Raw genomic sequence first — 11671 nt, 5'->3', positions numbered from 1 at the left:
ATAAGTAGGGCGATCGTGATCCAAGCTTGAGGATCACGACCGCCTTTTTCAATACGTGTCGTTATGGTGTGCTTACAGTTGATTGGCAACCGGTTAAAGAGTACTCAGAGATTATTTTTGAACGCGCAGGAAAAATCGCCAAGATTACGATGAACCGGCCCAAAAAGATGAACGCCTTTACACCGGTAACAATTCAAGAAATGATTGACGCCTTCACTATTTGCCGCGACGACAGTACGATTGGGGTGATTATTCTGACCGGTGCCGGCGACAAGGCCTTTTCCTCTGGTGGTGACCAGGGTGTGCGGGGCAACGGTGGTTACGTGGGTCCCGATAAAATTGCCCGCTTGAATGTTCTAGACCTCCAGCATCTCATTCGGATTATTCCTAAGCCGGTAATTGCAATGGTTAAAGGCTGGTCCGTTGGTGGTGGAAATATTTTGCAGCTTGTCTGTGACCTGACAATTGCGGCGGATAACGCTAAGTTTGGCCAAACGGGGCCTAAAGTCGGCAGCTTTGACGCCGGCTACGGTTCCGGTTACCTTGCCCGGGTAATTGGCCACAAGCGGGCAAAGGAAGTATGGTTCTTGAACCACTTCTACAGTGCTGAAGAGGCCTACCAGATGAACTGGATTAACAAGGTCGTCCCACTGGACCAGGTAGAATCAGTAACCCTGGACTGGTGTAATGAGATCCTCAAGAAGTCGCCGACCGCATTGCGCTTCATCAAGGCGGCAATGAACGCCGATACTGATGGCCTGGCCGGTCTCCAGCAGCTTGGCAGAGATGCCACAATGCTATTCTACACCACTGATGAGGGTAAAGAAGGCCGGGACGCCTTCAACGAAAAGCGCCAGCCCAACTTTGACCAGTTCCCAAAGTTCCCCTAGGTTGTAAGCAATGGAAACACAAAATTGGTTGTTAAAACAGGCAAGCACCCAGCCGGATAAGGTCGCCGTTACTGACGGGACCAGTACCCTGACCTTTCGCCAGGTAAAGGACCAGGTGGAACAGACCGTGGGGCAATTAAACCAGTTGCATCCGGGCCCACGGGTGGGGATGCTTGCTGATAATAGTATTGAAAGCTACAAGATCGCCCTTGCCATCCTGGGTAGTGGCCGGACAATTGTCTGGCTTAACTGGCGGCTTGCTGATGAGGAGCTTCAGCGGCAGATCAGTGACAGTAATCTTGCCGTCTGCCTGGTGGCTGGTTCCTTATGGCGGTCAACAATGGACGAATGCTTTGTTAGCTATCAGGATTTGTTTAACTCAACAGCAAAGCGGGTTGCACTGATTCCGTCCTTTGACTATGACCGGGTTGCCAGTATTATGTACACTTCCGGGACAACAGGGGCACCCAAGGGCGTTTTGCAGACCTTTGGAAACCACTTTTACTCCGCCGTCTCCTCGGCCCTTAACCTCGGCCTAAAGAGCAGTGACGAATGGCTTTGCGTGGCCCCCATTTTCCACATTAGTGGTTTTTCAATCATTATGCGGGGTCTAATTTACGGAATGACCGTTCGCCTCGTCGATAAGTTTCGGGTCCTTAAGATTGAGGACATCCTGGTAAACGAGCCGGTTACGATAATGTCAGTTGTGCCCTTCATGCTGAAAAAGTTATTGGCGCGCTTAGCAGAAAGTCACCGCCACTATAACCGTGCTTTTCGGTGTATGTTGCTCGGCGGGGGAACGATTGACCGACCGACACTTGTTAAGTGCCAGGAGCTATCAATCCCGGTCGTCCAGTGCTATGGAATGACGGAAACCTGCTCACAAATCGTTGCTCTGCGTGCGCAAGACGCCCTGAAGAAACTGGGCTCTGTTGGGCAGCCCCTCTTTACGACGCAACTGAAGCTGAGTGAAGGTGGGGAGGTTCTTTTGAAGACGCCAGCCTTGACCCCCGGTTACCTTAACCTACCGGAAAAGCTACCTGCTAAGATGGTAAATGGTTGGTACCGGACCGGGGATATTGGCCACCTTGATGGTGATGGCTACCTTTACATTGATGGTCGCCAGGACGAAATGTTAATCTCTGGCGGCGAGAATATCTTTCCTGAAGAGGTTGAGCAGGTCTACCAACAATACCCAGGAATCGATGCGGTTGCGGTGGTCGGGAAGACTAATCCTGAGTGGGGCCAGGTGCCAGTGGCCTTTGTGGTCAGTCAAGGGCAGTTGGATCCCCAGAAGCTAATTCGCTTTGGTTACCAGCACCTGGCACACTACAAAGTTCCCCACCAGTACATCAAGGTTTCGGCCTTACCGACGAATGCTAGCGGTAAAATACAGCGTTTCTTGTTACGACAACAGCTATCATAATTTGAGGTGTGAAATTATACAATGATTAATCATGACAACCAAGCCGGGGCCAAACGCTTCTGGTCGTTTATCGTCCTGTACTTGGGCTACATGCTTTTATTTGCGGACCGGACGGTAATGAACATTTCGCTTGCCTATATTGGAAAAGACTTCCATGTTGGTGCTGCCGCCCTTGGTGCGACCGCCAGCGCCTTCTTCTTAGGCTACACTCTAATGCAAATCCCCGGTGGTTACCTAACGGACTTACTAGGGAGCAAACGAATGGTCATTGTTGCCCTGATTGCCTGGTCAGCGATGACGATGGTGACGGGGCTTGCCTGGTCACTGGCGGCGTTGATTGCTATTCGCTTTCTGTTCGGAATCGCGGAGGGACCATACCCGTCTGCCGCGTTAAAACGGATTTCCGAGAATTACGGGAAAAAGGTGAAGTCGCAGGCCACGTCGGCCTTAATTTCGTCGAATTACGCGGGGGCAGCAGTTGCTCCGTTAATCATCGTCCCGATTATTGCCAATAGCAGCTGGCGACAGGCCTTCATTTGGCTGGGGCTCGGTGGAATTGTAATTACCCTGGTTTATTACCTGTTGGAACGGCCACTCAAGAGTATCCGCAAGGAAGTCGCGGCGCGCCCGCAAATCAAATGGCAGAACATTGACCGGCGGGTGTGGGCATTTGTCATTATTGGCTTAGCCTTAAATGTCATCACAAAGGGGCTAGAGGCCTGGATGCCCGTCTACTTCTTGCGCGAGCAGGGGATCAACCTAAAGAACCTGGCCTGGCTCGTCCCGTTGCCAGTTATTTCGGGTGGGATTGCGGCTTTTAGTGCCGGCTTTATCATGGTCCACCTCTTCAAACACCGTGAACGGTGGTTAATAACTATTGCTTCCCTCCTTACCCTCGTTTTTATGTTCGGCCTGTTTAAATCATCTTCGCTAGTCTGGATCGTTATCTTTGAGGTCCTTATCTACTTTGTAAAGTCCCTCGCCTTTACCGGCATTTTCAGCTTCACGGCGCAAATCCTGTCGGAGAAGAGTTATGGATCGTCGATCGGGATTGTCAACTTCGGGGGTCAGCTCGGTGGCTTCATTGGTCCACTGCTGATTGGGGAAATTGTGCAGTTCACCTCCTCATACTCAGCGGCCTTCTTGGGGTTAGTGTTCAGTGCCGTCCTGGCGGTGCTCGCCTGCCTATTCATCCGCAGGACATAAGATATTGCTCTCTTTTAGTAAGCGACATTGAGTTACTATTAAGAATAGCGTCTTACCTTATCAAGGTGGTTGCTTTTGGTTTAGGTGGGCGCTTATATTATAATTATTGTTTGTAAGACTCGTTTGAAGAGGGGAATGTCCAAATGGCTGAAGATTTACGAGTGATGAGGACTAAACGGTCAATTAAGGTTGCCTTTGCGAAGTTGGTTAATGAAAAGGGTTTTGCTAACGTTACCGTCAAGGGCATTGCGGAGCGGGCGATTATCAACCGGCAGACGTTCTATAACTATTATCAGGACAAGTATGACCTGACCGAGCAGCTTAATGATGAATACCTGGCCGTGTTTAAGCGGATTATTGAAAAACGGCTAGCGAATATTCAGCCCGAAAATCATCGCTTACCACTGCTGAGTGACTTGTACCAAAGTGACGAGTTTAGTGTCCTGTGGGATTCGCGGGAGGTTCTCCGGGCTCTGTTATCTATTCAATATGACCAGAATAGCTTCAGCGCGCGTCTCCAGAAACTGTTTATTCAAATGCTTCAAAAGCAGCTACCGGTCGAGCTTTCCGACATCGATATTACAATTATCGGGAGTTTTTACATCGACATGGTTACCTTTGTTGTTAAGAACAACGTTAAGCTAACTGACCAGGAACTAGCTAAATTGCGAAAGATCTTGAATCTCATTGTTCAGTAAGTTAAACTTTGACACTTTTCGTTATTGTGTCCTAATTGGTGACTAATTTTTTAATTGTGTTTAATAAGCGACACTTATTGAATTATCAACGATTGTTTCTCCATTTAACCAGTCTAGTATAGAAAGTGAAGAGAAGCTAAAAGAACTGCAATTATTTCAGTGATTCGAACTTCTAACTTTCATGTGACTGATTAAAGGAGGGATTCGTTATGTTTCAGACTTTCTTTTGGATTTTAGCGATTTGGTTCATTATCAATGTCATTTGGATGTGGTCTAAGCTCAGTGATCAGACATTGCAAAAGTGGTTTGCCTGGATCAATGTCATTGCCGTGATCATCGGCTTCTGGGTTTACTATGGTGTGACCCACGATGCCGGTGGGATTGCGCCGTGGTTCATAACGATGAACTGGGTTAACGTGGTAATTGCCATCATCCAGTTCTACTTTGGTTACCGGAAGACCAATTAGATTCACTACTAATTCCCCTAGTACAAGTAATCATGAAAAGGATCGTTGACGTTCAAGTTGTTGAGCGGCAGCGGTCCTTTTTGTACTGGTTAAAAGTTTGCACGTAACATTTCACAAGAAATCTAATTCTTGATATAATCTGAACGTATGTACGGGAGGGGAGAGAAATGGATTACCAGTCACTGACCAAACTAATCAGTAATAAGTACGGCTTGCGCTTTACCACACTACCGACCGATGATGAGGTACCCAAACAGGGCCTTGCGCTAAAGCCTGGTCAAGCGCCCTTCATCGTCATCAACCCGGCTAAACCAGTCCGGATTGATGCCCAGTGCTTTAGCTTTGCCGATGCGATTCGTGACCTTCCCGGATTCGGGCCCGCCTTCTTTCACCATGATGAACAGTGGGTTGGTTTTACCCTGGAAAAGGTGAGTGACCGGGCCAGCGAAAACATCATTGACTACGCCTTCAAGGCGGCGGTGAACGCTGGTAAGGAAGCCATGCACCAGCAACAATACGTGGTCCTACCGGAAAATGATGCCGAGGAAAAGTACCAGGCTCAGGCAATCCCCCAACCGACAAAACGGCGTCCCCAGCCCACTAAACCCGCGGTCCCTAAGCAGATTGAAATGGCCCTGGTGGCCTATGACTACAGCCTCTTGCCAGGCTTACGGCGGGACAAGAACTTCTACGACCAGGGGCAAATCCTGGCCGATTACCAGGACGACTTTGACCGGCCGGTTCCCCTCAAGCGCTACTTTCCAACCTACCACATGCTAAGTGTTGACCAGCTGCGGACGTACTTTGCCTGGCGGACCAAGCTTCGCCAGGGTGTTTTCACCCCAGTTTCGACCTCGTACGCCTACATTTACATCTACGAGCTCCTCAACAACATTGGTGTGGCTTCCCCAATGGCGGGCTTCAAGCAATTGACCGAATTCCGGAATGAGTATGCTGGTCATTTTGATAGCAAGATGGGGGCCTACCTGGACCATTGGCTGCGCGACTACGTTCTTTACTACCGACTTGACCATGCGCTAGCAAACAAGATCTTTGCGACTGAGATTGCGGCGGACCGTGACTACCATGTTTTGCTCCACCCAGATGCATACAGTGCAACGGATCTGGTCGCCGTCTTCAAGCGGCACACAACCTACCTGGACCGCAGTCGGTTATACCAAAAATCAGCCGACCACTTTACGGCCCTGTTAAAGGTGATCTGGCAGGAGATCCTCAACTTACCGGACAAGGAGGGGCAAAAGTACTTTGACCACCATGTTGCCAGTCAGCAGCTGACGACCAACTACTTCTTTGGCAACGCAGTCTTTTACTTCCACCCCCAGCAGCAGATGACAGAGTACCCGCTTGATTCGGTCCGGCGCTACCGCTTTAAGGGTCGCCAATACTACTGCCTTTCCATGCGGGCCCAACCGAATGAGAAGCAAAACCTCAACACCTTACTTCACGAGGTCGACCGGCTTGTCCGGCTACGATTTAACCTTGGTCGCCCTCTGAAGGCCCGCTGGCTGCCGGTTGTAGTTCTAAATGCCATTGACCAGGGAATTAGTACCTATCAACGCCAGCTCAAAGAAGCTCAGCGGCCCAAGGTCCACATCGACCTGGGCGGGATTAACCAGATTCGTCAGGATGCGGCGGTCACCCAGGAGAGCCTGCTGACCGATGAGGAACGGCAGGCAATTAAAGAGGACCAGGAAGAATCAGTGGCAGCGCAGGAAACGATGCCACCGCCTTCTTCCCAGCCACAACCGACAGCTCCAGCTGCGGAGCCAGTTTCGATGAACCTTGACGCTGACCAGGCCTTCTTATTACGGGCTCTCTTGAAGGGGAAACCATGGAAGGACTACTTGAAAAAGCACCACCTGATGGTCTCAATCGTGGCCGACCAGATTAACGAAGCCCTTTTTGACGAAATTGGTGATGACGTGATTGAATTTAACCAGGACGACCAACCAGCAATTATTGAAGACTATCGGGCGGACCTGGAAAAAATGTTTTCAGATAAGGAGTGATTTTAAATGGCAGAAAGGACAAGGCAACGGGTGCCCAAGCGGATTGCGCAGACAGTCCTACATTCCCTTAAGGCCGGAGTGGTTCCCCGAATTGGCCTCCCTTACATTACAGTCGGGCGGAAGGATGAAATTGCGGCCCTCCTGCATGACTTTGGAGTCGTTGCCGAGGGTGGGGCTTCCTTCCACTTTATTGTCGGTCGCTATGGTGCTGGGAAGAGCTTCCTCCTCCAGGCGGTCCGCAACTACGTGATGGATAAGAACTTCGTGGTCGTGGACGGCGACTTGTCGCCTGAACGACGGCTACAGGGAACCAAGGGTCAGGGCCTGGCAACCTACCGGGAATTAATCCAGAACCTCGCAACCAAGACCCGGCCAGAAGGGGGCGCATTAACTTTAATCCTCGATCGCTGGATTAATACTGTCCTTCAGGAAGTGGCCAGCGAGACGGGCTTGGATGAGGATGACCCGCAATTCACCGCGGCCGTTGATAAGAAGATTGGTGCGGTTATTGCCTCCCTCAGCGAGCTTGTCCACGGGTTCGACTTTGCCAAGCTCCTGAACATGTACTACCACGCCTATGTTGATGACGATGATGAAACGAAGGCGAAGGTAGTCAAGTGGTTCCGCGGCGAGTACACCCACAAGACCGAGGCCAAGCAAGAACTTGGCGTTAGCATTATCATTGACGATAGTGACTGGTACGAATACCTGAAGCTCTTCGCCCGCTTCTTCCGCCAGGCCGGCTATGCGGGGCTGGTGATCATGATTGATGAGCTAGTCAACATTTACAAGATCCCGAACAGCATCAGTCGCCAGTATAACTACGAAAAGATTTTGACCATGTATAACGACACTCTCCAGGGAAAGGCCAAGTACCTTGGTATCCTGATGTGCGGGACCCCGCAGGCCGTTGAAGACCGCCGCCGGGGTGTTTACAGTTACGAGGCGCTGCGTTCACGGCTGACGGAAGGAAAGTTTGCCCACGTCGGTGCCCAGGACATGTACGCGCCGGTGATTAAGCTGGAGCCACTGACGGCAGAAGAAATGTTGGTCTTAACCGAAAAGCTGACCGACATGCACGCCCGCCTTTACGGCTACGACCGGCAGATTACTGAAGAAGAATTGGCCAAGTTTATCAAGATCGAGTATGGGCGGATCGGTGCCGATATCAAGATTACACCCCGGGAGGTTATCCGGGACTTTATTGAGCTACTGGACATCGTTTACCAGAACCCTAAGGCAACGGTCAGTGACCTCCTTAATTCCGACCAGTTCACGGGTATGGGGGATGACGATGACTCAACTAATGATGGTGGTAAGCAGGAGAAAAACTACACGGAGTTTACGATTTAGAATGGGGGAATTGTGATGGACGTCTTCGCACACTATGCGCCCTTCATCCAGGACTACATCTACCGGCAGGGCTGGCAACAGCTTCGGCCCATCCAGGTTGCCGCGGCCGCGGAAATCTTCGGGACGGACCACAATGTCTTACTGTCGGCGTCCACGGCTGCGGGGAAGACCGAGGCGGCCTTTTTCCCGATTCTGACTGAGCTGAGTGAATCAGGGGCAAGAGACTCCGTCAACTGCCTTTACATTGCGCCACTCAAGGCCCTGATCAACGACCAGTACAGCCGGTTGACCGAACTGACGGAAGATTCGGATATCCCCGTCTGGCGCTGGCATGGTGATGTGGCGGCGACCCAGAAACGGAAGATGCTGAAGCACCCGTCTGGTGTCTTGCAGATCACGCCGGAGTCACTAGAGTCTTTCATGATCAATAAACATATGGATATTCCCCACCTCTTCCACGGTCTCCGTTTCGTGGTGATTGACGAACTCCACTCCTTTCTGCGGAGTGACCGTGGTGGACAGACCTTCTGTTTGATTGAGCGCTTGAGCCGGTTGGCCGGGGTTAGACCGCGGCGGATTGGTCTATCGGCGACGATTGGAAACCTCCGGGAGGCAGCAAAATTCCTGGGAGCTGGATCCGGGCACCGGACCGTTGCGCCCAAGGTCAAAAACACCCGGCAGGTCTGGCGTCTATCGATGGAACATTTTTACCAGACTGATCCCCAGGCAGCCAGCAAGGACTTTGACCCGGCGGCCCCGGTAGAACCGAAGACGGATACAGCGCCGGAACTGGCTGACCCGGGAATTGGCTATATCTTTGAGCACACCCGCGGGAAGAAGAGCCTGGTCTTTACCAATAGCCGGGAGGAGTGTGAGGCGGTTTGCCAGATGCTCCGTTCCTATAGCGCAGCCAGGCACGAGCCGGACCGCTTCTTAATCCACCATGGGAACCTGTCACCGGCATTTCGAGCAACAGCAGAGGACGCGATGAAGGATGACGACTCCTACATGACGACCTGTGCAACAGCGACCTTGGAGCTGGGGATTGACATTGGAAAGCTGGAGCAGGCCTTTCAGATTGACGCTCCTTTCACTGTTTCTGGATTTCTCCAGCGGATGGGCCGGACCGGCCGGCGGGGGAATCCGCCCGAGATGCACTTTGTGATGCGGGAAGAACACCCGGAGTCGCGGGCGATGCTGCCGGACCTGATTCCCTGGCCACTGCTCCAGGGAATTGCCCTGGTCCAATTATATCTAGAAGAACGGTGGGTTGAACCACCAGAACCCAACCGCCTGCCATACAGCCTGCTCTACCACCAGACAATGAGCACCCTGGCATCCGGCGGGGAGATGAGTCCAGCGGAGTTGGCTGGTCGAGTTTTGCCATTGAACTACTTCCATAACGTTAGTTCGGACGATTACCGGATCCTCTTACGCCATCTAGTGAAGAAGGACCAGATTCAGCAGACGGAACGGGGTAACCTGATTGTCGGTATGGCCGGCGAGCGGGTCGTCAACAACTTCAAGTTCTACGCGGTCTTCCAGGAAAATGAGGAGTTCAGCGTCCATGCTAGATCCGAAGAACTAGGAACGATTGTTAAGCCGCCACCGGTTGGTGACAAGATTGCAATTGCTGGCCGGGTATGGGTGGTTGAAGATATTGACCGCCAGCGTCACCAGGTGTACTGTCATGGTGTCAAGGGCCGGATTCCGGCATACTTTGGGGATGTCCCGGGTGACATTCATCCAAAGATTTTGAAACGGATGCGGCAGGTCTTGGTAGAAAGTCAGATGTACCCGTACCTGATGAAGAACGCCCGAGCACGACTGACACAGGCTCGTGACACCGCTAATATTGCGGGCCTGCCGAAAAAACAATTGATTAACCTCGGTGGCAAGATGTGGTGTCTCTTCCCGTGGACCGGGAGCTATGCCTTTCTGGCCCTAGAACGGTTGCTGCGGATTAAGTGTGCCAAGCGGTTGAACCTACGCGGCTTTAACTCGGCCCGACCCTACTTCATGGAATTTGCCATGGACACCAGCGCCGAGGAGTTCTTCCAGGTCTTGAAGGAGGAGGCGGCAAGGGACTTTGATCCACTGGAGTTGCTGTACCCAAAGGAGGTGCCGGTCTTTGATAAGTATGACGAGTACCTGCCTGATGACCTGGTCCGCAAGGAATTCGCCCAGAGTATTTTGGATATTAATGAGATGAAGAAGTGTGTGGCCCAGATGGGTGACGGACTACATGAGAAAACAAAGAAGTGAAGCGTGAGTCCCAAGGTGACTTTTGCTTCACTTTTTTAATTTTTTCCTTGCGTTTAGGCGGGGATATGCTATACTAATATTCGCTGGTGAAATGCTGACTTAGCTCAGTTGGCAGAGCACGTCATTAGTAATGATGAGGTCGGAGGTTCGAATCCTCTAGTCAGCACTAGATAAAGTCTAATAGCCTGTTATAACGGCATTTTCAGTCGTTATAACAGGCTATTTTGCGTTAAAAAACGTTACTGACTTCTCACTTTTTTCTCACGTGACTACTTATTGTGTTATTTTGATCCTTGGTAAATCGCTGTAACTCAACAGTATCAAGCATTTTAACGTGTGAAAATTTGAGAAATAAAAGCCATCATATTAATGGTACATTAGAAAATTATGCCAGTAAATAATTGTTGGTATAGCGGTAGCTATTCATTTATTTAAAAAATAGTAGTGAAGTAATAGAATTGGAGAAGAACACAAAACTTCCTACTAGAATAACAGAAAACATTGCGATCAACGTTAGCCTTAAAATAGTTGCTATTTTGTTTAATAGAATTTGGTAGATACATCCATTAGCTTTTTCATATTATCACTCCTGAATATTTACGAAGACTTGATTACTTTAACGTCGTACTAAGTCGTTGCTTAAATAATTGTGCTGCTTTTGATAATAAAGTATTCTTTTTCCAGATAATAGTTAGTGGTTCGGTCATTACTGGATTAAGTGGTCGAAAAACAAGTTTACTGTCATGAGCATTGTCAATTAATCCACCAATAGAAAGCAGACAAGAATAATTAGTTTGAATTAATGTACGCGCATTATATACCAAAGTATAAGTAGCCATTATCGTCATTTGATTACCTAAATTTCCCCACCATTTTTGAAAGGTATGATCAGCAATGGTTTGTTGAGGAACAATTAATTGACGGTTTAATAGGTCTTCTGGTTTAATGTTTGCTTTTTGTGCTAATGCATCCTCTTTTTGAATTACTAGTCCCCAGTGATCCTTTTCTGGTAATTGAAGATAGTCATAATTAGTAACTGGATAATTACCAACTAAAATTGCAAAATCAATTCTTCCCTGATCAAGGGCTGTTTCCATCTCACTAGTATTACCACTGATGAGATGGATTTTTATGTCAGGATAATCACCATGAATATCAGTTAAAACCTTATTAACGTATTTAATCCCAGTACTTTCCCCAGCGCCAATAGTAATGTCACCACTGATTATTTGTTCTGCTGTAACATTTGCAATGGTTTGATCGTAAGCACACCATAACGACACGTCTATAAATTGTCAGCAGGACCTCCTATACTGAAATCATCAGTAAGGAGGTC

9 protein-coding genes and 1 tRNA gene are annotated in these 11671 nt (G+C 49.6%); 9 read left to right on the top strand and 1 reads right to left on the bottom strand.

Features of this window, described 5'->3' with window-relative positions; translation table 11 throughout:
• Window positions 1-68 precede the first annotated feature (68 nt).
• From menB to QOS01_RS09495, 9 genes are all read left to right on the top strand, one after another.
• A complete protein-coding gene (gene menB / locus QOS01_RS09535; RefSeq protein WP_283622147.1) occupies window positions 69-890 on the top strand; it encodes a 1,4-dihydroxy-2-naphthoyl-CoA synthase in 822 nt (273 codons plus the stop codon).
• Window positions 891-900: 10 nt separating this feature from the next.
• Window positions 901-2316 (top strand): o-succinylbenzoate--CoA ligase, encoded by a 1416-nt coding sequence (locus tag QOS01_RS09530; protein ID WP_283622146.1) that lies wholly within the window; start codon window positions 901-903, stop codon window positions 2314-2316.
• A gap of 21 nt (window positions 2317-2337) precedes the next feature.
• The gene (locus QOS01_RS09525) at window positions 2338-3522 is read left to right on the top strand and encodes an MFS transporter (RefSeq protein ID WP_283622145.1); all 1185 of its coding nucleotides are present in this window, start codon (window positions 2338-2340) and stop codon (window positions 3520-3522) included.
• A gap of 143 nt (window positions 3523-3665) precedes the next feature.
• Window positions 3666-4220, top strand: a complete 555-nt coding sequence (locus tag QOS01_RS09520; RefSeq protein ID WP_283622144.1) for a TetR/AcrR family transcriptional regulator — start codon at window positions 3666-3668, stop codon at window positions 4218-4220.
• 209 nt (window positions 4221-4429) lie between these two features.
• Window positions 4430-4687 (top strand): hypothetical protein, encoded by a 258-nt coding sequence (locus QOS01_RS09515; protein WP_283622143.1) that lies wholly within the window; start codon window positions 4430-4432, stop codon window positions 4685-4687.
• A 167-nt stretch (window positions 4688-4854) separates the two neighbouring features.
• The gene (locus tag QOS01_RS09510) at window positions 4855-6717 is read left to right on the top strand and encodes a TerB N-terminal domain-containing protein (protein WP_283622142.1); all 1863 of its coding nucleotides are present in this window, start codon (window positions 4855-4857) and stop codon (window positions 6715-6717) included.
• Between the two features lie 6 nt (window positions 6718-6723).
• Window positions 6724-8070 (top strand): ATP-binding protein, encoded by a 1347-nt coding sequence (locus tag QOS01_RS09505; RefSeq protein ID WP_283622141.1) that lies wholly within the window; start codon window positions 6724-6726, stop codon window positions 8068-8070.
• Between the two features lie 15 nt (window positions 8071-8085).
• Complete coding sequence (locus QOS01_RS09500) at window positions 8086-10335, top strand: DEAD/DEAH box helicase (protein ID WP_283622140.1); 2250 nt, start codon at window positions 8086-8088, stop codon at window positions 10333-10335.
• Window positions 10336-10428: 93 nt separating this feature from the next.
• Window positions 10429-10501, top strand: a tRNA-Thr gene (locus tag QOS01_RS09495).
• Between the two features lie 445 nt (window positions 10502-10946).
• Here QOS01_RS09495 and QOS01_RS09490 read toward each other — a convergent pair.
• Entirely contained in the window at window positions 10947-11618 is a 672-nt protein-coding gene (locus QOS01_RS09490) for a LysR family transcriptional regulator substrate-binding protein (RefSeq protein WP_283622139.1), read from the bottom strand.
• Between the last annotated feature and the right edge of the window lie 53 nt (window positions 11619-11671).

It is taken from the genome of Limosilactobacillus avium (assembly GCF_947381485.1).
GTDB classification, from domain to species: domain Bacteria; phylum Bacillota; class Bacilli; order Lactobacillales; family Lactobacillaceae; genus Limosilactobacillus; species Limosilactobacillus avium.
This window is presented reverse-complemented; position numbering and strand designations above follow the sequence as displayed.

Excerpts from the sequence above, each read along its gene's own strand:
- QOS01_RS09530 (WP_283622146.1), top strand. The coding sequence starts at position 901 with ATGGAAACACAAAATTGGTTGTTAAAACAGGCAAGCACCCAGCCGGAT.
- QOS01_RS09525 (WP_283622145.1), top strand. The coding sequence starts at position 2,338 with ATGATTAATCATGACAACCAAGCCGGGGCCAAACGCTTCTGGTCGTTT.
- QOS01_RS09520 (WP_283622144.1), top strand. The coding sequence starts at position 3,666 with ATGGCTGAAGATTTACGAGTGATGAGGACTAAACGGTCAATTAAGGTT.
- QOS01_RS09515 (WP_283622143.1), top strand. The coding sequence starts at position 4,430 with ATGTTTCAGACTTTCTTTTGGATTTTAGCGATTTGGTTCATTATCAAT.
- QOS01_RS09510 (WP_283622142.1), top strand. The coding sequence starts at position 4,855 with ATGGATTACCAGTCACTGACCAAACTAATCAGTAATAAGTACGGCTTG.
- QOS01_RS09505 (WP_283622141.1), top strand. The coding sequence starts at position 6,724 with ATGGCAGAAAGGACAAGGCAACGGGTGCCCAAGCGGATTGCGCAGACA.
- QOS01_RS09500 (WP_283622140.1), top strand. The coding sequence starts at position 8,086 with ATGGACGTCTTCGCACACTATGCGCCCTTCATCCAGGACTACATCTAC.